We start from the raw sequence: 25288 nt of genomic DNA on the forward strand, positions 1-25288 counted from the left end.
ACGCTGGTAATAGCGCTCAATATTATCTATATAATTGTTTTTTATTTAATAATGACCGGAAACCGATAAAATGGCTGCAATAGATTGGATCATACTTGTCGGAACCCTTATTTTTATTGTTGGATATGGTGTTTGGAAAACAAAGGGCAGTAAGGATGTAACGGACTATGTCCTTGGTGGTCACGATGCCAAATGGTGGACCATAGGTTTGTCCGTAATGGCTACGCAGGCCAGTGCCATAACATTTTTGTCCACACCCGGACAGGCTTTTCATGATGGAATGGGGTTCGTTCAGTTTTATTTTGGCCTGCCATTGGCCATGATTATCATTTGTATTGTATTTGTTCCCATTTATCATCGTCTCAATGTATATACGGCTTATGAATTTTTGGAAAACCGCTTCGATCTAAAAACAAGGACCTTGGCGGCATTATTATTTTTAATTCAGCGCGGCCTTGCCGCAGGGATTACAATTTTTGCCCCTTCAATTATTCTTTCCGCTGTATTGGGTTGGGATTTAAAGACCCTAAATATTTTAATAGGCATTCTAGTGATAATTTATACCGTTTCGGGTGGTACCAGAGCGGTAAGTGTTACGCATAAACAACAAATGTTCATTATAATGACAGGGATGTTCATCGCGTTCTTTTTTATACTTGGTTATTTGCCTGCAGACATCACTTTTAGCAAGGCGCTGAAAATTGCTGGAGCCAGTGATAAATTGAATATTTTGGATTTTAGCATCAATACCACCAGTAGGTATACGTTTTGGAGTGGAATAACGGGCGGACTTTTCCTAGCCCTGGCCTACTTTGGTACGGACCAAAGCCAGGTTCAAAGATATCTCTCCGGAAAAACCGTAAGGGAAAGTCAACTTGGCTTAATTTTCAATGGATTGTTAAAAATACCCATGCAGTTCTTTATTTTATTGGTGGGGGTAATGGTGTTTATTTTTTTTCAGTTCAACCATTCTCCTTTAAATTTCAATCCCGCGGCTACCAATGCCATAATGGAATCTCCTTACTCGGAGGATTATAAGATATTGGAAGAGGAACAGTTGGTGTTGGAAGGTGAAAAAAGAATGGCCCAAAATAAATTTTCCGGGGCCCTTGATCTTAAGGAGTATGATGCTATTGAAGATGCCAAACAGCACATTGTAAATATAAACAACAAAGATAAGGAAAATAGAAAGGCAGCCCAGGCCCTAATTGCCATGGCCGATGACAGTGTAGAGACCAATGACAAGGATTATGTATTTATACATTTTATTTTAAATTTTCTCCCCAAAGGACTTATTGGACTTTTATTGGCGGTGATATTATCGGCAGCAATGTCCTCTACCGCCTCAGAATTAAATGCCTTGGGAACGGTTACCTCTTTGGACTTGTATAAGCGTAATAAAAAGGGTGAATTTACTCAGGCGCATTATGTAAAAGTTTCAAAGTTGTTTACCCTTATGTGGGGAGCTATAGCCATTTCAATTGCTTGTGTGGCCAATTTGTTCGATAATCTTATTCAATTAGTAAATATTATAGGGTCTATATTTTACGGAAACGTTCTTGGTATCTTTCTCATCGCCTTCTTTTTTAAATTCATTAAGGGAAATGCTGTTTTTGTAGCTGCCTTGATAACACAGTGCATCGTCATAATTGGTTTTAGTTATGACTGGATGTCCTATTTGTGGTTAAATGCCTTCGGTTGTTGTTTGATCATTATTTTGGCTACCATATTGGAAGGATTTGATCGCCTACTGAAAAACCCACCGGTTAAAGCTTAGTTTTTCTTCTCCCCTTTAGTGAAATGGGTATTGTATATGGAAAAAAACCAAAATTCTTTTCCTCGCTTTTTATCAGGATAGATTTGCGTTTTATGATTGTTATATACCGTAAAATGATGAAGCTAACGAAAATTTTAGGTAATATCTTAGGAATATTTCTATATTTAATGTTGAAAATCCATTAAGAGCTTCTTCATATGCCTAAAATTCTGTTCCAGAATCAACAATATAATGATTAAGGATAAATATACTATAAAGGACATTGCTCAAATGGCAGGTGTTTCCAAGGGAACAGTAGATAGGGTATTACATAAACGCGGGAAGGTTTCCAAAAGTGCCTTCGAGAAAGTGGATAAAATTCTTAAGGAAATAGATTATAGGCCCAATCCCATTGCCCGAAATCTTAAAAAGAATAAAACGTATAGTATACATGTACTACTTCCGGACCCCCATAAGGATCCCTATTGGATTCCTGCCAATGAAGGAGTGTTGGAGGCCGCAAATCAATTTACCCCTTTCGGAATACTTATAAGGAAGTACTTTTATGACCCTACGGATAAATCTTCCTTTTTGATCCAATCGGAAGAAGCTATTCTATCGCAACCTGATGTTCTTTTAATGGCTCCTATTTTTGAAAGTGAATCCCAAGTAATTTTGGGAAAATGTTGTAGGACCAAAATCCCTGTGGTGCTGTTCAACAACCATATGAACACATTCAAGGAACAGATTTTCATAGGTCAAGATCTGAAACAAAGCGGAAGGGTGGCAGCAAGTTTAATGGGCAAGATTATTGGGGAAAATGATGAAATAGCCATCATCCACATAAACAAAGAGCCCCATATGCAATCCAAGGAAAATGGTTTTGTAGAGTTTTTTAAGGAAAAGCCGGATAGAAATCATATTATGGTTTCCAAAACTTTTAATTCGGCCGATAAAATCGGTTTTAACCAAGAAGTATCCCAATTCATAAAAAGCCATCCTAGAATAAATGCATTTTTTGTAACCAATTCAAAAGCCTATATGTTGGTAGAAGCTTTCGAAAGTTTAGAAAAGAAAGATGGGATCATCATAGGATATGATTTATTAAAACCTAATATAAAGTATCTGGAACAAGGGGCGATAAAATTTTTGATCCATCAAAAATTAAAAAGACAAGCTTTTCTAAGCGTAAATTACTTGGCGGAACATTTTCTTTTTGGAAAACCATTGCCCTCTCAGGAACTACTCCCTATAGATATTATTACCACGGAAAACGCACATTACTACCTTTAAGTAGCCTTCGGAATCGTATTTTTCTTGACCACCGACCTTATAAAGATTAAGGTTTTATTTAATGTGCTCGTACACATTTATGCATTTACTATTTGTATTGTTAAAAAAAAAGATTAATTTCACTCTTAACTTAATATTAACAAACAACTAAATTATTAACTCAAACAATTTTATTATGGTCAAAAAATTGCTATTATTTTTTGTACTAGTGTTCGGAGCTTATCCGTTACTGGCGCAAAGCAAAACGGTGACAGGTACGGTCACCGATGCTACGGATGGTTCCCCTCTACCAGGAGTAAACGTATTGGTGCAAGGAACCACAACTGGATCTCAGACTGATTTTGATGGAAACTATTCTATTGAGGCAGCAAGCGGAGACGTATTGGTTTTTTCGTTCCTTGGAATGAAATCCCAATCGATAACTGTAGGTGCATCCAACAATTATGATGTATCCATGGAAGAAGATGCGGAACAACTGGGAGAAGTGGTTGTTACGGCTCTTGGAATCACTAAAGAACAACGTAAGGTAGGGTATTCGGTTACCACTGTAGACGCTGAAGATTTTACCAAAGCCAGAGAAGTGAATGTGGCCAATTCATTGGCAGGACGTGTTGCAGGGGTAAATATCAAGGGAACAAGTAGTGGCCCTGGTGGTACCTCTAAAATTTTCTTGCGTGGATTGTCAAGTACCTCAGGAGGTTCTCCTCTATTTGTTATTGATGGTGTTCCATTGGATAATACGCAACGAGGAAGTGCCGGCCAATGGGGTGGTGCTGACGGTGGAGATGGTATTGGGAATATAAATCCTGATGACATTGAAAAAATGACTGTCCTTAAAGGACAGTCTGCATCAGCTTTATATGGTTCTAGGGCGTCGAATGGTGTTATTTTAATTACAACAAAAAAAGGAAAGAAAGGTTCTGATTGGGAAGTGTCATACAACACAAATTATACTGTAGAACAAGGTGTTGATTTTACCGATTTTCAGGAGGAATACGGTCAGGGTGTAGGCGGTATAAAGCCTGCTACTGCGCCTGATGCACGTACTACCGCAAGATCCGCTTGGGGAGCCAAATTGGACGGCAGTCAAGTGGTTGGTTTCGATGGAAACCAGTACACCTATGATGTTGCCAAAAACAATTATCTTGATTTTTATAGGACCGGAAGTAATTTCACGAATACCATTGGGGTAACCAAAGGTGTAGGAGATGGTTCATTCAGAGTATCTGCTTCATATTTAGACGCTAAGTCCATTGTTCCTAACAGTGGTGTTAAAAGATATAATTTCATGTTTAGTGCCGATCAGAACATTACCGATAAACTTAATGTTTCTGCAAAGGTTACTTATATCGATGAACAGACTGACAATCGTCCGTTATTGAGTGATGGTCCCAAGAACCCGAATAACTTTTTGTTTTTGGCACCTAATGTGGATCCTACGATTTATGCTCCAGGTTATGATCCTGTCACTGGTGCTGAAACTGTATTTAGTGACGATATCTACGTTACCAATCCATATTTTATTGCTAACCAGGGAGTAAATGATTTTGGTAGGAAAAGAACGATATCCATTTTATCTACAAAATATAACTTTACTGATAATATTTATGCCATGGTGCGAATGGGTAATGATGTTGCCCATGATTCGGATTTTCAAGTTGATCCTTGGGGATTGGCCTACACTGGAGATCTAAAGGGTGGATTAGGCCGAAAAGGTCAATCTGAAACCGCTGAATTTAATTTGGAAGGATTGTTGGCAGGTTCTTTCGTTCTAAATGACGATTTGGAACTGGATGCCCTTTTAGGAACTAATTTAAGAAAAAACAAATATGAAACCGTTGGAGTAGGTGGTGGACGTTTCGTTCTACCTTATTTATATACACCTAACAATACAGAAACTCAATCGAGGAGTTATGGTTTTAATGAGCGAGAAGTACAATCTGCTTATTACTCTTTGGATTTGAGTTATAAAAAGTATTTGACTTTGAGTACTACTGGGCGATACGACACCTATTCCACATTACCTGCGGGTAACCGTGATATTTTTACTCCCTCCGTTACAGGTGCTTTTACCTTTTCGGACTTGGTGGATTCAGAGAGTCTTACCTATGGTAAATTTAGGGCGTCTTACGCTGTTACAAGTGGTGAACCGGAGAATCCTTATTTAACTCAAGTATATTACAATTCCGGAAACACGTTTAATGGAATACCTACTGGTTCTTCTCCAACAAGTTTACCTAACACGCTAAAACCATTTACCATTAGCGAATATGAATTTGGATTGGATCTTAAATTTTTTCAGAATAGGTTGGCTTTCGATATTTCTTATTTTGACAAGAAAACCAAAAATGAGATACAAAATGCACAGTACTCTATATCTTCCGGGTTTTCTTCTGGTGTAATTGGTAATGGATCTGTACAGAACAAAGGTTTGGAAGTATTGGTAACCGGTGTACCAATTCAGAATGATGATTTTTCATGGACTACTTCCTTGAACTTAACAACTTTGAAAAATGAGGTGTTAAAAACCGACTTGGCAGACAACCCCATTAATCTAGGACAGAACAGGGGTACTTTGGGTAATGCGGTTACCTCTTTTGTTGTAGGTGAGGCTGGTCCTCAAATCAGGGCTTATGACTATGAATATGACGCCAATGGCAACATAGTCGTGGATGCCAATGGTCTTCCTGTAAGGGGGGAGTTCAAGAATTTTGGTTCCGTGCTACCTAACCTTTACGGGGGTTGGAACAACGACTTTAGCTACAAAGGATTCAACCTTTCCTTCTTGATAGATTATAGTTTTGGAAACAAAGTGCTTTCTGCTACCGAATATTATTCTACTTGGAGAGGATTGAACAAGACAACCCTAGTAGGACGTGAAGGTGGAGTTACCACCAATGGGATTACTGCGGATGCTGAAACATATTACAAAGCTTTAGCACAAAATGTTACCGGTACAAGTGTTGTAGACGGGGACTTTATTAAATTACGCCAATTGGTTTTGGGCTATTCCCTACCTTCGGAAATGTTCCAGAATACAAAGGTACTTAAAGGAGTTAATATCTCCTTGGTTGCTAGAAACTTGGCTATCCTTATGAGAAATGCCAAAAATATTGATCCCGAGAATAATTTCGGTGCTAATATTAATTATACCGGTATTGAAGGAACTAGTTTGCCCTCCACTCGTAGTATAGGGTTAAATGTTAATTTTAAATTACAATAATTATGAAAAGATATCTTAATATATTATTTATAGGGTTCTTCTTAGTTTTATCATCATGCGATGATAATTTCGATGAAATAAATACTGACCCCAACAGAGCAGGTGCGGACATCTTTGATCCAAATTTAATATTGCCTAATGTTTTGGCTGGCTATGCCAATACCACAGTTGGGTACAGCGGATCTATTTTGTTTCAGAGCATGTGGACACAAACTTTGGCATCCACGACTACAGGCGGTGCAAACTATTATTCCAATGGGGACAAATATGTAGCTTCTGGGAGTATAAATTCCTATATCCAGAATGTCTGGAACAGTGATTTTGCCAATGCATCCAGGGCAGACCAAATGGAGAAATTGTCCAGTGATAATCCAGATTTGGTCAACTTACAGGCTTTGGGTAAGTTCATGAAAGTATTGAACTTGTCATTTATTACAGATATTTATGGGGATATTCCCTATTCAGAGGCATTAATGGCCGAAGAAGGTATTACACAACCTGTATATGATAAGCAGGAGGTTATATATCCAGCAATGCTTCAAGACCTGGAATCAGCATTGAATGCCTTGGACGCAGCTAAAAGGTCGCCTACCAATGACCCTCTTTATGCTGGGGATATAAGCAAATGGCGTAAATTTGGATATTCATTGATGCTTAAACTTGCTATGAGAATGGTGAATTCCAATCCCACTGAGGCCCAGTCCTATCTGGCCAAAGCCCTGGCAGGTGGAATTTTTGCAAGTACCGCAGATGAAGCTGTATTGCCGATGGATGCGGATAATTTTCCTAACACAAATGCTAACTCCTTAAGAACCGTTGATGATACTTATGAAGTCCGTTGGAGCAAACCACTAATAGATTACTTAGTTGCAAATGATGATCCACGATTGGGTATTTCTGCCGAAGTACCGCCTGCTGGTTTGACTGCAAACTTCGATCCCAATTCTGTGGGAGATTCAGATCCAGCTATTCAAATAGGGTTGCCAAACGGTTACGACACCAGTGGGGGCGCTACTGATATAAGTAATCACCCTGATTTTCCCGGACCATCTGGAACTGGAGATGACGAAGCCAAAATTGGTAATTATTCAAGGCCCACAGGAATATACAGGGAAAGAAGTGCTCCTATTTTTATACTCACCTATGGAGAAATACAATTACTATTGGCCGATGCTGCTGCTAGAGGTTATACTACTCCTGGAAGTGCTGCCGAACATTATAGTAACGGAATAGTAGGAGTTATGCTGTCCATGAATTCCTTTGGTTCAGCTACCCAATTAACTGAGGCGGATGCCCTTGCCTTTGCTGCTGCCAATCCTTTGGATGAGAGTTCCACGGAATCATCTTTGGAGATGATCAACGAACAATTCTGGGCTTCAACTGGGCTTATGGGTAATTTTGTTGAAACCTGGAACAACTGGAAAAGAACAGGTTACCCTGTATTGACACCTGTTAATTTCTCAGGAAATTTCTCCAATGGTCAAATTCCTTTACGACAGGTTTATCCTTCTTCAGAAAGCAGTAACAACCCTGATAATTTTAATGCTGCTGTATCCAATATGGGTGGAGATACTTGGACCACTAAAATGTGGTGGGCAAAATAACAAAAGTATTGCTTTAGAGCATAATTTTTTTTAAGTTAGTAAGAAAGGAGAGGAAACTCTCCTTTTCTGTTCTAAATACTTTTACAATATGGAAAATAGAATATTAAATATCCACCGTTTTTCGTTGCTTTTCTTCCTTTTATATTTGATCCCCAATGTTGGATTGGCCCAAGATTCAAAAAGGTTTACCCTCTTAAAATCTTCACAGACCAAAATAGAATTCAATAATAAGATCAAGGATGGAAAAGATGCCAATATCTTAATTTATTCCAATTTTTATGGAGGTGCTGGAGTAGGAGTTGGGGATTTTAACAATGATGGGTTACAAGATTTGTATTTTGCTGGCAATATGGTACCTGACAAGCTATATTTCAATCAAGGAAATTTTGAATTCAAAGATGTTACGGAATTTGCAGGAATTAAGGATGATGGTGGTTGGTCTACTGGGGTAACGGTAGCGGATGTCAACAGTGATGGTTATCTGGATATCTATGTCAGTCGGGAACTTTATGACGACAAGCCAGAGTGGAGAACCAATCTTTTATACATAAATAATGGATTTGGAAAATTTGTCGAATCGGCTGTAAAGTTTGGGATAGCAGATTCGCAAAGGACTAGGCATGCCACTTTTTTGGATTATGATAAAGACGGTTTATTGGATCTGTTTTTATTGACCCAGCCACCCAACCCGGGAAGTTATTCACCCTTTTCCGGTACCACTCTACTCAAAGAGGAATATCATGTTAAACTGTATAAGAATACCGGTAACAACTTTTTTATAGAAACGACGGATGATGCGGGATTGATGCTAACTGGATTCCCAAACGGGGTTTCGGCAAGTGACCTCAATAATGATGGTTGGACCGATTTATATGTTGCCAATGATTTTAATGCCCCTGATTTTCTTCTATTGAACAATCAGGATGGCACTTTTACCAATATATCAGATAATGCATTAAACCATATGTCCTATTATAGTATGGGAGTTGATGTAGCCGATATTAACAATGATGCCCTATTGGATATTTTTGTTGTGGACATGGTGGCCGAAGATAATTTTAGATTGAAATCGAACATGAGTGGAATGAATCCGGATTCATTTTGGAAGGTAGTCCAGGAGGGTGGTCACTACCAATATATGTACAATGCACTTCAATTAAATAATGGAAATGGAACTTTTAGCGATGTAGCACAAATAACCGGGATGGCAGCTACCGATTGGAGCTGGTCCAACCTAATAGCCGATTTTGATAATGACGGTCTAAAGGATACCTATATTACCAATGGTCTTCTACATGATATTAGGAATACTGATGCTGACAAAAAAGTTGGAAAACTTATCAACGATGCCACTTTTAAGTTTTTACAGGAGAATCCCCAAGGTGGTAATGTCAATAGTGTTTTTGATATTTTGGACCTGGACAAGGTGCTTTCAGTTCTTCCCTCCCAACCCTTGCAAAATTACGCATTCAAAAACATGGGAAGTCTTAATTTTGAAAAAGTAATGGATATTTGGGGCCTAAAGGAGAAATCGTTTTCCAATGGCTCAGCCTACGCCGATTTCGATAATGATGGGGATCTGGATCTAGTAGTAAATAACATAAATGAAAAAGCATTCATTTATAAAAATAACTCCGAGATACTAGGTGCAAGCAATTTTCTACGTATTAAATTAAACGACCCTACGAATCGCGCTCTTTTTGGCACTAAAGTTACATTGTACACTGGCGGGAACAAACAATTTTTGGAACATACCAATGTACGGGGCATTTATTCCACAAGTGAGCCCATTCTTCATTTTGGATTAAATACTACTATGGTTGTAGATAGTTTGGTGGTACAATGGCCAAACGACACTATAGAAGTCTTAACCGATGTTAGGACTAATCAATTATTAGACTTGTATATGACCAACGGCATATATAAGTCCAATTTGAACATAAAAGTTCCGCCCCCCTTATTCAAAGAGACAAGAGAAGATTTGCCGTTTAACTATACCCACATAGAAAACGATTTTGACGATTATGATTATCAAGTGTTGTTACCCCATAAAATGTCACAGTTTGGACCAGCTATTGCAAAAGGAGATATTAATAATGATGGACTAGAAGATATTTTTGTAGGAGCCGCATCTGGTATAGGGGCATCACTATTTATCGCAAACAAAAATGGTGGCTTCTCTAAAATGCAAGGTGATATATGGAAAAAGAATGCCCACTTTGAAGATGTCGATGCCTTGTTTGTGGATATCAATGGAGACAGTTTTCAAGATATATATGTGGTTAGTGGCGGAAATGAATATGAAGCCAATGATCCCCATTATATGGATCGACTATATTTAAATAATGGCAATGGTGGCTTCACAAACGGAACAATTCTCGATATTGATCTAGTAAGCGGTTCAAAGGTCGTTGCAGAAGACTTTGACAAAGATGGAGATATGGACCTTTTTGTTGGAGGGAGGCATGTACCTCATCAGTATCCCAGACCAGCAACAAGTATGATTCTAAAAAATGAAAATGGAACATTGATAAACCGAACCACTGATATAGCCCCGGAATTAAAGGAATTGGGGATGGTTACCGATGCTACATGGTGTGATTACGACAATGATGGGGATCAAGATCTTATTGTTGTAGGGGAATGGATGCCTATTACGATATTTAGAAATGATCAAGGCCATTTTAAGAAACAGGCAAATCCTGTATTGGATGGAACATCGGGCTGGTGGTACAGCTTAGAGAAAGGAGATTTTGACCAAGATGGAGATATAGATTTCATTGCTGGTAATATTGGGCTAAACTATAAATACAAAACTTCCCCAAGTAAACCTTTCGATATTTACTATAATGATTTTGACAACAATGGTAATTATGATATTGTACTGGGGTATTACAACGGTGAAAAGCATTACCCCTTGAGGGGATTTTCGTGTTCGTCTGAACAAATACCAGGCCTAAAAAACAAAATAAAAATGTATGATCTATTCGCTTCTATGGAAATAGATCAAGTTTATGGTAAAGAAAATTTGGAAACATCCTTGCATTACAAAGCTGATACCTTTGCCTCTTCCTACATAGAAAATTTAGGTAATGGCAATTTCAAGGTTTCTGCGTTACCCAATATGGCTCAGTTATCCAATATCAATGATATACTATTGGAGGATTTTAATCTGGATGGTAATCTGGATGTTTTGGCTGTGGGGAATTTATTTGTTTCTGAAATAGAAACACCTCGGAACGATGCGGGCAGCGGGATATTGTTATTGGGAGATGGGAAAGGTACCTTCGACCCGGTCGGAGTTGTGGACAGTGAATTTTTCGCCAATAAGGATGCCAAAGGAATTATATCTGTTTTAAACGGAGATAAAAAATGGGTGATAGTTGCAAACAATAACGATAAGCTACAATTTTTTGAACAAAAAAAGAAATAGTGTTATTTCTTAAGATTTTAGTTTATGCGCGAGCAATAACTCTGTCAGCATAAAAATCACTTAGGTTGGACTACAATAGCTTAAAAAAAGTATTGGTTTAGGTGGTTTATATTTGTTTAAAGAGGTACAAAGTTAACGCCAAATAATTCTTTTATAGTATTAAAAAAAGCTCACTTTTCAGTGAGCTTTTTTAATTAAGTACTTGGAAGTGCTACTTGGCCCCCCACTCTTTCAAGGAGTCTTTATTCATTTTAACATAGTCCGCATTACCAGCAGCTTCGGCAGCAGCCAGCGATTTTTTTGCAGTTTCAATGGCCTGTTTTTTATCGCCGGCCTTGGCGTAGATCAAAGATTGTTGTCTCAACTGCCAAAAAGCAGGTTTTTCCGTTAAGCTCATAGCTTTATCCATCCATTCCTTGGCTTTGTTGATATCCTTTCCGGAATTCATATAGTATACGGCAGCTGCGTAATAATCATTGGCATCCGGGCCTTTCATCACTTTATCTATGGCACTCGTAACCGCCTTATCCGTAGGAACGTCAAATTTAACCCCAACATAGACATCAGACCAAAGCAAGCCTAAAGTGGCAGCGTTATCAGAAAGCCCGTCGATAGAAATCGTAAATGTTTCAACTTTAAATGGCAATTTTTGCACAGGAGCAGTGGTTTTGGCTGCTACTTTGCTATCGTCCCATTTGGCCGGTGTTCCTCCGCCGTCAGCTTCAGTATAAAAAATAACTTCCCAAGAAGTAGTTCCCGGCTTGGTATAAATGGCATAGGAACCAGCTTTAAGTTCTTGACTTCCAATCATTACATTGTCGCTAAAAGTAACTTTGGTCCTGGCATTGGCCCCGGTTCTCCACAATTTATCATAAGGAACCAAATCGCCAAATATAGTTCTGCCCCGCATGGACGGTCGGGAATATTCCACGGTAACATCTGTTAATCCGACTTTCTGGATAAGTGTCGAGGACGGACTCGGTTGCGGTGTGTTGATCTGTGCCTGTACTCCAAGAGAGACGGCAATCATTACTACTAAAAGGGTTATTTTTTTCATGTTAATACGTGTTTATTGTTTAAAGGCTAATTTACGTATTAAAAGACTAATCTGGAAGTCTTAAATAAATATTGGTCCAGTGAAAACCGTTCAGACCAAGCTTATGGCTCCTGATAAGCGTAGGGGGCATATAAATAACACTTAGTGAATAAAAGTTAAACCTCAGGGCAGGCCTGTCTGCCGACAAAGGCAGGCCTGTCTGCCGACATAGGCAGGCCCTGAACCCAATAATAGGAAGCGACCCTAGGGTCGAGGTATTGAACCTAGATCCCGCCGAAAATGGCGGGATTAGTTCAACTTGCAATTTTAAGTGCGTCTTACTGACTTCCCAAAATTGAGTTTCACTAATAAATAAAATAGTACAGGAATTTATTAATGAAAATTAGCCCATCAACTTTTACTTCTTTTTAGTAAATTTAATAAGCTTTAATTCCCAGTGGATGCCAGAAAACAAAACCCAGCCTGCCAAGAATTCCTTTATTTCGTTTTTAAACGCTCTTGGGTATGAAGAAAAACGTAAGGATGCGCAAACCTTTTTAGATATAATTAAAGATATAACCCATAAAACACCAGTGGTGTGGGGTGAAAGCATAACAGGATTAGGAAGTTATCAAGATAAATATGATTCTGGAAGGGAGGGAACTATGTCCATGACCCGGTTTTTCCGGGCAATATCAATTTTCGGAACATTTGGAACTCCATAAAACGATTCTCCAATACACAACTGAATGTGCCGGCTCAATTGATATAGTCATGCTATGAATCTTATATAAATAAAAATTCCCGATAGATATGGATTTACAAAATTTTACAAAGTATTTAAAAGCCAAGGCAAACATACCTGAGCAGGAATTTCAGCTATTGATAAAAAAAGTAAAATTTAAAAATATTGAAAAAGGGGAATTATTATTGCGTCCTGGAGAAATTTGTCGGCATTCCTTTTTTGTTGAAAAGGGTCTCCTGCGGTCATTTACGGTAGGCAACTCCGGTAAGGAACACATTATACAATTTGGTTCGGAAAATTGGATAGTTTCGGATCGGAGCAGTACTTTCTTTAATGAACCCTCAGATTTGTTTATCGATGCCATAGAGGATACCAAGGTAGTTTTAATAAATTCTGATTTTATAGAGGCTGCTAGTGAAATAAGTTCCTCTTTTAGGCATTACAATCAAATGGCACTTCAGAACCATATCCGACATCAACAGAAAAGAATCAATCTTTTATTGAGTGCCAGTGCCGAAGCGCGATATTTAAATTTTATACAATTATACCCCGATTTAACCCTCAGGGTCCCGCAATGGATGATAGCTTCCTATTTGGGCATTACCCCTGAAAGTCTAAGTAGGGTACGCAAAGAATTGGCCCATAAAAACTTTAGACCAAACTAATCCTATCTTACCATACATCAATGCACAGGAGTAAAAGTTCCCATAATATTGTAATACAATTTAAGATGGGTAATAAATGAAGACAAAAAATATAGAAATAGTGGTTGCACCAAGAGAGCCCCACTATGTTGGTGATGGATTTAGAGTGCATAATTTTATACCGAGCGGATATAGATTGGATATGGAAAGAATGGATCCCTTTATCCTTCTGGATTACAATTCCCCTTTCTACTTCCCTCCTACCGATAAGCCTAGAGGAGTAAGTGTACATCCTCACAGGGGTTTTGAAACGGTTACCATAGCCTATCAGGGGAAAGTGGCCCATCATGATAGTTCGGGCAATAGCGGCGTAATAGATGTTGGCGACGTCCAGTGGATGACCGCTGCTTCGGGAATACTTCACAAAGAATATCACGAAGAGAAATTTAGCAAGGAAGGGGGGTATTTTCAAATGGCGCAACTGTGGGTCAACCTTCCCGCCAAGTACAAAATGTCCACACCAAAATATCAGGGAATTACCAATTCACAGATTAACAAATATCAATTGACAGATAATAAAGGAATTATTGAGGTGGTTGCCGGGAGTTATAAGGGTATTAAAGGTGCGGCGTCTACTTTTTCACCAGTAAACGTGTTCAATGCAAGGCTTGAAGCAGGTGCCAAAGCAGGATTTACTTTTCCAGCTAACTTCAATACTGCATTGTTGGTGGTAGATGGGGAGATTAATGTGAATGGCTCAGAGACCATAGCAGAAAATCATTTTGTGCTCTTCGAAAATGAAGGGGAGGAATTTAGTATTGAGGCCTCAAAAAAATCAACTGTACTGATTCTAAGTGGAGAACCGTTAAACGAACCCATAGCTGCCCAAGGACCATTTGTAATGAATACACCTGAACAAATAGCCCAGGCCATTAAAGATTATAATTTGGGGAGATTTGGCTATTTGGAAGAATAAAGTGTAAATTGGAAGTAAGATTATATAACTAGTAGTAAACGATTAATCAAGATACCTATGGACTACAATTTGATAGATAATGCAGAGGCCAAGCAATATGAATATCATATTGATGGCGTTATTGCGAAAATTGAATATATAAAGGCAAAGAATAAAATTTACCTTACCCACACCGAGGTTCCCAAGGAATTGGAAGGTAAAGGAGTGGCCTCCTCATTGGTTAAAGAAGTTTTGGCAGATGTGGAAAAAAAGGGATTGACCCTAGTGCCCATGTGTCCATTTGTTGCTGCCTATATTAAAAGGCATCCCGAATGGAAAAAATTGGTCTTAAAAGGAATTAATATTGCATAAATATGGAACAAAAGGAAAATTTTAAGGAATACAACAATGGTGAAATTACAGTGGTCTGGAAACCATCAAAATGTATTCATGCAGGTATTTGTGTAAAAACATTGCCCCAAGTCTATAACCCAAAAGCCAAACCATGGATAACCCCTGAAAAGGCTTCGACGGAAGCATTGAAATCGCAAATCCTAAAATGTCCGTCAGGTGCCTTGTCATTTTACCCGGACGGAAAACGTTGAAAAGTTATATGAATTGACAATATTGCAATACACGATTCGTCTATATAGAGTATCTTTATGCGGGACTATACAATTATGAAAAAGGATTAGATCCCTATGTTAATGAAGGAATAAGCAAAAAAGAAGCCAACAAGAATGATTAATATATTTCACCGCAGTTTTCATATTATAGCAAGTAAAATATGTATTTCTTTGTGGGTGCTGGTTATAATCCTAAGTTGTTCCGAGGAAAAAAAGATAAGTCACTTGGACCCTATAAACTGGGAAAAGAAATACACAGCCCTTCCTTCCAACGACAGTCTTATTAAAGGGAGTTCCTATCTGTCTATTTACTCATCCATATACGATGGCACGGAGAAAACATTGCATCATTTAACGGCTACGGCCAGTATGAGAAATGTAAGCAATACGGATTCCATTTATATTCTAAAAGCTGATTATTACAATACCCAAGGAGATCTTATCCGCACCTATTTTAACAAGCCTATATTCCTAAAACCCTTGGAAACCATAGAAATTGTTATTGACCAAGATGATGAATATGGTGGTACAGGTGCAAATTTTGTTTTTGATTGGGCCGTACAATCCAATAATCACGAGCCCATATTTGAGGCCGTAATGATCTCCACCACCGGCCAACAGGGAATCTCTTTTACCACACGGGGAATAAAATTGTAGTCCTTGGGGATTCATGTATTAATTTGCTTTAAGTTAGTCTTAAAGTACAGTAGTGAATTGTTACATACCCATTTACAATCAATACATTAAAAATAAGCCTTACTTGCATGAATATCATTCACAATATCCCTGAAAATATATTTGAGAGTACTGGAATTGTAGCAGGTCTTTGTGCTTGCCTGGTTATTGCCTTACAGGTTTATAAGGAATACCGGTTTAAAGGCCCCAGTAGCCTCTCCAACGGCTTTGTTTTTGGATGGGTATTTATATATCTGTTTTGGTGTTTTTACGGAATTCGTTTTAATACTTTGGCCCTTTGGCTTACCAACGCCATCGCCGTAGTCCTGCAATTGGCTCTTTGCTTTATTGTGGTCCGAAAAAGAAAACTATATACTTAAGAAACCTAGCCATTGGAACATTAATTTTTTAGCATGAAAACAAGGCAGAATGCCTTTATGGGCGTATTTATTCTTTTGGTGCTGTTGGATCTGGTAACAGGATACTTGCACTTTCAAGGCTTGAGGCAATTGAGCAAGCCGCTTATACTGCTTTCGCTGATATTGTTTTTTGGGATATACGGAAGGCAACTAGCCAAAAAAATCTATCGCTATATCTTATTGGCTCTTTTCTTTTCATTATTGGGAGACATATTCTTGCTCTATGATCATCTCTCACCTATGTATTTTATGCTTGGACTAGTAGCTTTTCTCCTTGCCCATATAACTTATGCCTTGGTATTTCTTATCCAGGGCAAAAGCATATTAAAGAGGAAAGTGCCTTTGGTCGCTTTATTGCTGCTGGTATACGGCACTACCCTTTTCATAATTCTACAAGATAACTTAGGCACGTTGAAAATCCCTGTAATTATTTATATCCTGGGTATTCTAGCAATGGCCATTACGGCCTATAGTAGAAAGGACCTTGTAGGTCCAACAAGTTTCAAATTGGTATTTATTGGAGCAGTATTCTTTATCTTGTCCGATAGCATCCTGGCCATCAATAAGTTTCTTATCACAGTACCGGGATCACATATTCTGGTAATGGGCACGTACGCCACAGCTCAATATTTAATTGTTAGAGGTCTCTTGCTTAGTAAAGACTGAATTGAATATGGAATAAATAACAATTTCCTAAAAATTACCACAAAAGTCGATTAGTCCCAATGAAATGATTCATTTTTATTTACCTTTCTTTCCAACTAATTTTAATATCAAATACACATGTATAAGCCATTACTTCCCTTTCTCTGCCTTTTTATACTATACGGAAATGCGCAGGACTTTGATTTTCAGATAGACCATTCGTCCGTGATTGTTAACGATCTGGATACCACGGCAGATTTCTATGCCAATATTTTGAAGTTAAAAGAGATACCACACCCGGACAAGGCCCCGGGATTTCGTTGGTTTTTAGTGCAAGGTAACTCACAACTACATTTGATCTACAAGGATACCGTTGTGATGAAAAAGCATAAATCCATGCATCTCTGTCTGTCGACCCCCCATTTGGATTCCTTTATTAAACATTTGGAAAGCAATAAGGTGGCCTATGAGGATTGGCCGGGAATAAAAGGGGCCGTTACATTGCGTTCGGATGGAGTGCGTCAAATTTACCTCAGAGACCCCGAAGGATATTGGATAGAAGTAAATAATGCCAAACATCATTGAATATATCTAAACAATAGTTTAACTAGAATTAGTAAATTTGGGTATTAATGAAAAAATCCATTGAAGAATATGAATAAGGACAATTTGCAACGGAGTAACGTAATAGATAGCCTCCTTAAAAATGAAAGCCCTAATTGGCAGGAAGTCCTTTCCTCTGTAATTTCGGCTTTCGATTGTACCACTGGTACGATACATTTTTTGGATGAAAAGTCGGGATTGTTAAAGGTCCGGGCACATCAAGGTATTCCTCCGTTTTTAATCCCCAAGCTTTCTGAGATTCCTATTGGTAAAGGTATGGCCGGTATAGCGGCCGAGCGGCGTGAACCTGTTGAAATGTGCAATCTACAAACCGATGATTCGGGAGTGGCACGTCCTGCCGCCAAGGAAACAAAAGTAGAAGGCTCCATTGCGGTTCCAATGTTGCTCAATGGAAAATTATACGGAACCTTGGGAATAGCCAAACCCGTTCCCTATGATTTTACGAAGGAAGAAGTGGGCGACTTATTAAGTATAGGAGAGAGAATAAGTGGGGTTATTGGCAGGTGAAAAATTCATTTTTAATAAACTATTCGTTTCAACCAATAGAAACAATGGGCTATATAGATTAAAAAAGGACTGCCCAATGGATAGTCCTTTTTTTTATAATATTACGTTTTAACTTTTGTTAAACTCTTGTAATCTTGGCACCAATAGCCCGTAATCTCGTATCAATATTTTCGTAACCCCTGTCTATCTGTTCTATATTGTGTATGGTTGATGTGCCCTTGGCAGACAAAGCGGCTATCAGCAAGGAAACACCGGCCCTAATATCCGGGGATACCATGGTAGTGGCTTTTAGACTGGATTGAAAGTTATGTCCTATAACCGTAGCCCTATGTGGATCGCAAAGAATAATCTTGGCACCCATATCAATTAATTTATCTACAAAGAACAAACGGCTTTCAAACATTTTTTGGTGGATCAGAACCTCACCTTTGGCCTGTGTAGCCATCACTAGGATTATGCTCAACAAATCTGGCGTAAGTCCAGGCCATGGTGCATCGGCCACTGTTAAAATAGAACCGTCTATATAGTTTTGAATCTCATACCCTTCTTTGTGTTCGGGAATAACGATATCGTCTCCTTTCCGCTCCAATTGTATGCCCAACTTTCTAAAAACGGTTGGAATTTGACCCAGATCGTCCCAACTAACATCCTTGATCGTTAAATGGCTTCTGGTCATAGCCGCCAAGCCGATCCAACTACCGATCTCTATCATGTCCGGGAGCATTCTGTGATCTGTTCCACCTAGGCTGTCCACTCCTTCTATTTCCAATAAATTGGAACCGATTCCCGTAATTTTGGCCCCCATCCTATTCAGCATTTTACACAATTGCTGTAAATAAGGTTCACAGGCAGCATTGTATATGGTGGTTTTGCCATCGGCCAAAACAGCTGCCATAACAATGTTTGCCGTTCCGGTAACCGACGCCTCGTCCAACAGCATATAGGTTCCCTTCAATTTTTTGGCTTCCACACCATAAAAGTGCTCCTCCTTGTTATATCGGAATTTGGCCCCCAATTTTATAAAACCTTCAAAGTGGGTATCCAAACGCCTTCGCCCTATTTTATCGCCCCCTGGTTTGGGAATATATCCCTTGCCAAAACGCGCCAATAATGGACCTACGAGCATAATGGATCCCCTGAGTCCTCTACCGTCCTCTTTAAATTGGGCCGATTGCAGATAGTCCAAATTAATGTCATCTGCCATAAAAGTATATGACCCTTGACCTTTCTTTTGGATCTTGACCCCCAAATCCTCCAATAGGGATATTAGTTTGTTTACGTCTACAATATCAGGGATATTGGTAATCGACACTTTTTCTGAAGTAAGTAGTACGGCACAGAGTATTTGTAATGCTTCATTCTTTGCCCCTTGCGGTGTAATCTCACCATGTAATTGATGACCGCCTTCTATTTTAAATGTTCCCATTAAGGTTTGAGAAGATTAATACCGCTTTTTGCCGCGGTTTTGGTTTCTTTGCGTTTTTTTACCAGAATTGGTCCTTGGTGTTTTTGCCACACGATTCTTAAGGAATTGTCCACTTTCCGTCAAGTTTTCCCCTTCCTTGGCAAGGTCTATCTGTCCATCGCTCAACTCGTAAAGATGCTTAAAAATAGCCTTGTCGTCCACAGTATCCTTATTCCAATTTAAGTAACACTTTTTCATGTGGTTGGCAATGGCATATTCCAATCCGTCGCGCATATCACCCTTTTCCCATTTTACGGCTACATCGATCATACGCTTTATGTTGTTTCCATAAAACCTATATTTTGGAAAATTCTGTGGGTATTCCAATGGCTCCGGACGCTTTTGTAGGGTCTCTTTGGAGGTTATGGGAAATGGTGATTCCACGTTCAATTTAAAATCGGACATGATAAACAATTGATCCCAAAGTTTATGTTGAAAATCGGGAACGTCCCTCAAATGTGGTTGAATATTGCCCATAACACTTATAATGGCCTGGGCCACACGGTTACGTTCCGCATCGTCTTCTATAGACATGGCATGGTCCACCATTTTTTGGAAATGGCGTCCATACTCGGGTATAATGAGCTTTGGTCGCTCAGTATTGTATTCTAAGTTTTCTACTAAATTCAAATTGAAATATTTATTGCTATTTATTTATGATAAGGAAGTACTCTTATAACGTCTGCAAATTAACAAAATTATGCCACAAATACTATTTTAGAGTGATATTACCCCTTTTACTTCCCCTACTTCCTTATATTTACGTATTACTTCATCAGGGTTTTTTAGGTTTACCGTAATACTCAGACTGGTATATTTGGCATTTTTGGATTGCTTGGATTCGATCACAGCACCGGTATTGTCAAAAATTTCCTGAATCTGTTTAATTTTTTCAGTGTCGGTCGGGACTATAAACTTATATAGGTAATTGGAAGGCCATTTACTACTTTCCGCCAATTGTTCCTTTAATCTACTATAAAATTCCTCTGATTTATCCTGATCCATGCCGATGTTTTTGCAAATATATAAAGTATCGCTGTCAATTTTTTAATCTTAAGGCTATTTCATTACTTTGCAGCACTAATTTGTACATATAAATACCATATTTAAACACCGCTATTTGAATTTAGAAAGAATTGTCATTACAGGTGGACCCAGTACCGGAAAAACATCGGTCATAGAAAAAATTGAAAGGGAAGGCTTCTTTTGTTTTAGTGAAATATCCCGTGAGATTACATTGGAAGCTAGGGAGCAGGGCATTCCCCAATTATTCGTTTCAGATCCCCTGCTTTTTAGTGAAAGAATTATTGAAGGGAGGATCCGGCAATTCCAAGCAGCCAACCAAATGGGCAGACCCATGGTTTTTTTTGATCGTGGAATTCCGGACGTGGTGGCCTATATGGATTGTTTTGGGCAGCCCTATGGTGATGATTTTATAGAAAGCTGTAAAAAATATAAATACGACCACATATTTTTATTGCCACCTTGGAAAGAAATCCACGAGTCTGACAATGAACGTTATGAAAACTTCGAAGAAGCGGAACGAATCCATACCTTTTTGGATAAAGCCTACACCAACTACGGCTACAAAATTATACCTGTTCCCAAGGAAACCGTAGAAGGAAGGGTTACCTTTATACTCAATAAATTAAAAAGGCTATAGTGCATCAGCACCCTAAGGATATATTGAAAAAAGTTTGGGGATTTCCGGATTTTAAAAATTCCCAGGAAGACATCATAGGCGCAGTATTGGAAGGGCAGGATGTTATGGCGCTGCTTCCTACGGGAGGTGGTAAGTCCTTGTGCTATCAGGTACCTGCATTGGCCCGTGAAGGTATTTGTATTGTGGTATCGCCCCTGATAGCCCTGATAAGGAACCAGGTGGACACCCTTAAAAAATTAGGCATAAAAGCAATTGCCCTTACCGGGGGAATTTCCTTTGAAGAAGTGAACAACCTATTGGACAATTGCCTGTATGGCAACTATAAGTTCCTATACCTATCCCCAGAAAGACTACAACAGGAATTGGTAAAGGAGCGTATCAGGCAAATGAACGTAAACCTTATTGCCATTGATGAAGCCCATTGCATTTCGCAATGGGGCAACGATTTTAGACCTGCCTACCTGGAATGCCATATTTTGAAGGAACTTGCACCTAATGCTCCTATGATAGCATTGACCGCTACGGCAACTGAAACGGTGGTAAAGGATATCTGCGAAAATTTACATTTGGAACAACCCTTGGTAGTCAAGGATTCCTTTTCAAGGAACAATATTACCTTCAGTGTTTGCTTGGAAGAGGACAAAAAATACCGCCTTAAGGAATTATGTGCCCAGACCAATACGAGCACCATAGTATATGTACGTAGCAGAAAAATGACCATGGAATTGTCTTACTACCTTACACGACAAGGACATACGGCTACATTTTTTCATGGGGGTATTTCCAAAAAGGACAAGGACTCCCGCTTAAACCAGTGGTTGGAAAACAAAGTAAAGATCATGGTGGCCACCAATGCTTTTGGGATGGGTATAGACAAGCCGGATGTTGGACTCGTTGTACATTACCAAATTCCGGACAGTATGGAAAACTACTTTCAGGAAGCGGGAAGGGCCGGACGGGACGGAAAACCGGCAAGAGCGGTTTTAATTACCAACCTCACGGATGAGGCCCAGGTGCGCAAGCAATTTTTAGGGGTCTTGCCCAATGTTGACTTTCTTAAATTATTGTATAGAAAATTGGCCAACTATTTTCAAATCCCCTTTGGGGAAGGTAGTGGTGAAACCTATCAATTGCCCTTTAATGCCTTTTGCGAAACCTATAAACTGAATACTACCTTAACATATAATGGTTTAAGGTTATTGGATCAAAACTCTGTAATATCCCTAACGGAAGCTTTTTCTCAAAAAACCACGATCCGCATGTTAGCTTCCAAGCATCAAATTTTCGATTACTTGGATAAAAATCAGGCATCGGCACCTATCATACAAACCATTCTGAGAACTTACGGAGGTGTTTTCGATTTCGACACCAAAATAAATTCCCTATTGATTTCGCGAAAAGCCAACAAGAGTGAAAAGGAGGTAATAACCGTTCTGGAAAAACTGGAAAAAGATGAAATAATTGAATACCATGCACAACACAGCGACCTTGAAATTACATTTTTGGTACCTAGGGAGGATGAACGCACGATCAATATCTTTGCTAAAAAAATAAAACAGATACAGCAGGTAAAAAAAGACAATGTAGAAAGTATGTTGTCTTATATTAAGGATGGCAATCTTTGCAGAAGTAGGCATATTCTAAACTACTTTGGTGAAACAGCCAACGCCAACTGTGGAAAATGTGATGTGTGTCTTCAAAAAAATCCAATTGGCAATGAAGTATTAAAAATTATAGAGCAGGATATCTTACAAGTTTTAATGGTAAAAAAAGAAAGCTCCAGAAGCCTGATGAAATTATTGAGCTATAAGGAAAGTTCCATTATTTTGGCTTTACAGAGATTATTGGAAGAGCAAAGAATAAGGGTAAATTCTATTAACCAGTACGAAATAATCAAAAAATGAGCAAACCACGAATAGTGTTTATGGGTACCCCGGATTTCGCCGTGGCCATTTTGGATAAGCTAGTAAAAAATGACTGTAATATTGTTGGGGTCATTACTGCACCGGACAAGCCTGCCGGCCGAGGAAGGAAATTACACGAATCTGCCGTGAAGGTGTATGCCGTGGAACATGGCTTACAGATTATGCAGCCCACCAATTTAAAGGATCCCAATTTTATAGAGGATTTGAAAAGATTACAACCCGAGCTTCAGGTAGTAGTGGCTTTTAGAATGTTGCCCAAGTCTGTATGGGATATGCCCAAGTTGGGCACTTTTAACCTTCATGCTTCCCTCCTGCCCCAATACCGGGGAGCGGCTCCAATTAATTGGGCCATAATAAACGGAGAAAAGGAAACCGGGGCAACCACTTTCTTTATTGATGATAAAATTGATACCGGCGCCATATTGCTTCAAAAGAAAACGAGCATCACGGAAGAGGATACTGCCGGTACCTTACACGATAAGTTAATGCATCTTGGGGCGGATCTGGTCTTGGAAACCATAAATAAATTGGAGAAGGGGGAAATTGAGCCTAGTGAACAACAGGAAGAAAAACCATTAAAAGAGGCCCACAAACTTCATAAAGAAACCTGTGAGATCAATTGGAACCATGATATTGCAAGCATCTATAATTTTATTAGGGGATTAAGCCCCTATCCCACTGCATGGACTACCCTGCACAATGGGCAGGATAAACTTTTCCTAAAGGTATACTCCGCCAAAATGGATTTGGAAGAGCACCATTTAAAGGTAGGAAGCGTTGTAGCTACCAAAAGTGAACTAAAGGTGGCCGTAGTGGGAGGTTTTATCCATTTATTGGAAATTCAATTACCCGGGAAACGAAAAATGAGCACCAAAGAGGTGTTGAACGGACTAAAATTAACAGAAAACGTCTATGTTCGGTAAACCCCCATGTTCATTGGGGGTACGACAAAACGTAAAAAACCTCCTACTTTATCAACAAACGTTTCAAGTTATTAACAAAAATGCGGATTTCCCCCTGTTTTACTTGTGTTAATGGCAAATCCGTATAAATTTGTTGAAGTATTTAATTATAATTAATAACACTTAATTTATCGAAATTATGAACAAAACAGAATTAATCGATGCAATGGCAGCTGATGCTGGCATTACTAAAGCAGCAGCTAAAAAGGCATTGGAATCTTTCCTTGGAAACGTTGAAGGTTCTCTAAAAAAAGGTGGTAGAGTATCTCTAGTAGGTTTCGGATCTTGGTCTGTATCTAAAAGAAATGCAAGAGAAGGTAGAAATCCATCAACTGGAAAGACTATCCAAATTGCAGCTAAAAATGTAGTGAAGTTTAAGGCAGGTGCTGATTTGAGCGGTGCAGTAAACTAATCATAATATTATTATACATTGAAAGCACTTCTCTAAACGGAAGTGCTTTTTTTGTACAAAAGACTTTTCAGATTAACGGAATTGTTATATTTTAGAGATACTAGAACAAACAATATGGTTGCTGAAAAGCCAAAAAAAGGCAAACTCCTTATTGCTGAGCCTACACTTTCAGGTGATGTTTCCTTTAACAGATCTATAGTCCTGTTAGCGGAACACAACCAAGAGGGGTCCGTTGGTTTTATTTTAAACAAGCCTTTGGACTACAGTATAAATGATCTGGTTACCGAAATAGATCTACCTTTTCAGGTATACAATGGTGGTCCGGTAGAACAGGACAATCTTTATTTTATCCATAAAGTACCGGAACTCATAGAAAATAGCATTGAAATTTCTGACGGCATCTATTGGGGTGGGGATTTTGGAGCTATTGTGGACTTAATCAATAATAAGGTCATTTCTGAAAACGATATCCGCTTCTTTTTAGGCTATTCGGGATGGTCTTCCCTGCAATTGGATCAGGAATTAAGTTCCAAATCGTGGGTCGTAGTAAAGAATGTCTATGAAAGTGCCATTATTCAAAAGTCTTCCAATGCTTTTTGGAAGGAAAAAATGATGGAATTGGGTGGAAATTACCTCATATGGTCCAATGCCCCTGAAAACCCCAACTTAAATTAAT

24 protein-coding genes are annotated in these 25288 nt (G+C 38.8%); 20 read left to right on the plus strand and 4 right to left on the minus strand.

Going from position 1 to position 25288, the window contains the following annotated elements; genetic code table 11:
- The first annotated feature begins 70 nt into the window (after positions 1 to 70).
- The 5 genes from C7972_RS15710 (at position 71) to C7972_RS15730 (ending at position 11309) form a co-directional block, all read left to right on the plus strand.
- Positions 71 to 1777 (plus strand): sodium:solute symporter, encoded by a 1707-nt coding sequence (locus C7972_RS15710; protein ID WP_110357131.1) that lies wholly within the window; start codon positions 71 to 73, stop codon positions 1775 to 1777.
- Between the two features lie 231 nt (positions 1778 to 2008).
- A complete protein-coding gene (locus C7972_RS15715; RefSeq protein WP_110357132.1) occupies positions 2009 to 3049 on the plus strand; it encodes a LacI family DNA-binding transcriptional regulator in 1041 nt (346 codons plus the stop codon).
- A gap of 175 nt (positions 3050 to 3224) precedes the next feature.
- Positions 3225 to 6272, plus strand: a complete 3048-nt coding sequence (locus tag C7972_RS15720) for a SusC/RagA family TonB-linked outer membrane protein (RefSeq protein ID WP_110357133.1) — start codon at positions 3225 to 3227, stop codon at positions 6270 to 6272.
- A 2-nt stretch (positions 6273 to 6274) separates the two neighbouring features.
- Complete coding sequence (locus C7972_RS15725) at positions 6275 to 7876, plus strand: SusD/RagB family nutrient-binding outer membrane lipoprotein (protein ID WP_110357134.1); 1602 nt, start codon at positions 6275 to 6277, stop codon at positions 7874 to 7876.
- Positions 7877 to 7964: 88 nt separating this feature from the next.
- Positions 7965 to 11309, plus strand: a complete 3345-nt coding sequence (locus tag C7972_RS15730) for a VCBS repeat-containing protein (RefSeq protein ID WP_110357135.1) — start codon at positions 7965 to 7967, stop codon at positions 11307 to 11309.
- Positions 11310 to 11520: 211 nt separating this feature from the next.
- Here the strand turns inward: C7972_RS15730 and C7972_RS15735 are convergent, their stop codons facing one another.
- Positions 11521 to 12366: a DUF2911 domain-containing protein gene (locus C7972_RS15735; protein WP_110357136.1), complete on the minus strand. Its 846-nt coding sequence runs from the start codon at positions 12364 to 12366 to the stop codon at positions 11521 to 11523.
- A 440-nt stretch (positions 12367 to 12806) separates the two neighbouring features.
- Here C7972_RS15735 and C7972_RS15740 point away from each other — a divergent pair, with 440 nt between their 5' ends.
- The 10 genes from C7972_RS15740 (at position 12807) to C7972_RS15785 (ending at position 18185) form a co-directional block, all read left to right on the plus strand.
- On the plus strand, positions 12807 to 13070 hold the full coding sequence (locus C7972_RS15740; protein WP_110357137.1) for a hypothetical protein: 264 nt from the start codon (positions 12807 to 12809) through the stop codon (positions 13068 to 13070).
- Between the two features lie 88 nt (positions 13071 to 13158).
- Complete coding sequence (locus C7972_RS15745) at positions 13159 to 13755, plus strand: Crp/Fnr family transcriptional regulator (protein ID WP_110357138.1); 597 nt, start codon at positions 13159 to 13161, stop codon at positions 13753 to 13755.
- 76 nt (positions 13756 to 13831) lie between these two features.
- Positions 13832 to 14710 carry a pirin family protein gene (locus C7972_RS15750; RefSeq protein ID WP_110357139.1) on the plus strand — a complete coding sequence of 293 codons (879 nt, stop codon included), beginning with the start codon at positions 13832 to 13834 and terminating at the stop codon, positions 14708 to 14710.
- A gap of 57 nt (positions 14711 to 14767) precedes the next feature.
- Positions 14768 to 15061 carry a GNAT family N-acetyltransferase gene (locus C7972_RS15755; RefSeq protein WP_110357140.1) on the plus strand — a complete coding sequence of 98 codons (294 nt, stop codon included), beginning with the start codon at positions 14768 to 14770 and terminating at the stop codon, positions 15059 to 15061.
- 2 nt (positions 15062 to 15063) lie between these two features.
- Positions 15064 to 15294, plus strand: coding sequence for a (4Fe-4S)-binding protein (locus C7972_RS15760; protein WP_110357141.1), 231 nt, complete (start codon positions 15064 to 15066; stop codon positions 15292 to 15294).
- A gap of 135 nt (positions 15295 to 15429) precedes the next feature.
- Positions 15430 to 15972, plus strand: a complete 543-nt coding sequence (locus tag C7972_RS15765; protein WP_110357142.1) for a DUF3124 domain-containing protein — start codon at positions 15430 to 15432, stop codon at positions 15970 to 15972.
- Positions 15973 to 16079: 107 nt separating this feature from the next.
- Positions 16080 to 16370, plus strand: a complete 291-nt coding sequence (locus tag C7972_RS15770) for a hypothetical protein (protein ID WP_110357143.1) — start codon at positions 16080 to 16082, stop codon at positions 16368 to 16370.
- Between the two features lie 33 nt (positions 16371 to 16403).
- Positions 16404 to 17075, plus strand: a complete 672-nt coding sequence (locus C7972_RS15775; RefSeq protein WP_110357144.1) for a lysoplasmalogenase — start codon at positions 16404 to 16406, stop codon at positions 17073 to 17075.
- Between the two features lie 117 nt (positions 17076 to 17192).
- Positions 17193 to 17639 (plus strand): VOC family protein, encoded by a 447-nt coding sequence (locus tag C7972_RS15780; protein WP_110357145.1) that lies wholly within the window; start codon positions 17193 to 17195, stop codon positions 17637 to 17639.
- Positions 17640 to 17708: 69 nt separating this feature from the next.
- Positions 17709 to 18185: a GAF domain-containing protein gene (locus tag C7972_RS15785; protein WP_110357146.1), complete on the plus strand. Its 477-nt coding sequence runs from the start codon at positions 17709 to 17711 to the stop codon at positions 18183 to 18185.
- Between the two features lie 118 nt (positions 18186 to 18303).
- On the opposite strand, the gene murA is transcribed toward C7972_RS15785, so the two are convergent.
- From murA to C7972_RS15800, 3 genes are all read right to left on the minus strand, one after another.
- A complete protein-coding gene (gene murA / locus C7972_RS15790) occupies positions 18304 to 19611 on the minus strand; it encodes a UDP-N-acetylglucosamine 1-carboxyvinyltransferase (protein WP_110357147.1) in 1308 nt (435 codons plus the stop codon).
- 15 nt (positions 19612 to 19626) lie between these two features.
- The gene (locus C7972_RS15795) at positions 19627 to 20280 is read right to left on the minus strand and encodes a DUF4290 domain-containing protein (protein WP_110357148.1); all 654 of its coding nucleotides are present in this window, start codon (positions 20278 to 20280) and stop codon (positions 19627 to 19629) included.
- A gap of 87 nt (positions 20281 to 20367) precedes the next feature.
- The gene (locus tag C7972_RS15800) at positions 20368 to 20655 is read right to left on the minus strand and encodes a DUF493 family protein (RefSeq protein ID WP_110357149.1); all 288 of its coding nucleotides are present in this window, start codon (positions 20653 to 20655) and stop codon (positions 20368 to 20370) included.
- Between the two features lie 115 nt (positions 20656 to 20770).
- Between C7972_RS15800 and C7972_RS15805 the strand changes: the two genes are divergently transcribed.
- From C7972_RS15805 to C7972_RS15825, 5 genes are all read left to right on the plus strand, one after another.
- Positions 20771 to 21313 carry an AAA family ATPase gene (locus C7972_RS15805; RefSeq protein WP_110357150.1) on the plus strand — a complete coding sequence of 181 codons (543 nt, stop codon included), beginning with the start codon at positions 20771 to 20773 and terminating at the stop codon, positions 21311 to 21313.
- Entirely contained in the window at positions 21313 to 23217 is a 1905-nt protein-coding gene (locus tag C7972_RS15810) for an ATP-dependent DNA helicase RecQ (RefSeq protein ID WP_110357151.1), read from the plus strand. Before C7972_RS15805 ends, C7972_RS15810 begins: the two co-directional genes overlap by 1 nt.
- Positions 23214 to 24161 (plus strand): methionyl-tRNA formyltransferase, encoded by a 948-nt coding sequence (gene fmt, locus C7972_RS15815; RefSeq protein WP_110357152.1) that lies wholly within the window; start codon positions 23214 to 23216, stop codon positions 24159 to 24161. The genes C7972_RS15810 and fmt overlap by 4 nt, the downstream gene beginning before the upstream one ends.
- Positions 24162 to 24339: 178 nt before the next feature.
- On the plus strand, positions 24340 to 24612 hold the full coding sequence (locus tag C7972_RS15820) for an HU family DNA-binding protein (protein WP_031443811.1): 273 nt from the start codon (positions 24340 to 24342) through the stop codon (positions 24610 to 24612).
- A gap of 114 nt (positions 24613 to 24726) precedes the next feature.
- The gene (locus tag C7972_RS15825) at positions 24727 to 25287 is read left to right on the plus strand and encodes a YqgE/AlgH family protein (RefSeq protein WP_110357153.1); all 561 of its coding nucleotides are present in this window, start codon (positions 24727 to 24729) and stop codon (positions 25285 to 25287) included.
- Position 25288: the final 1 nt, after the last annotated feature.

Origin of the sequence: Arenibacter sp. ARW7G5Y1, assembly GCF_003201775.1 — a bacterium.
In the GTDB taxonomy this organism is placed as follows: domain Bacteria; phylum Bacteroidota; class Bacteroidia; order Flavobacteriales; family Flavobacteriaceae; genus Arenibacter.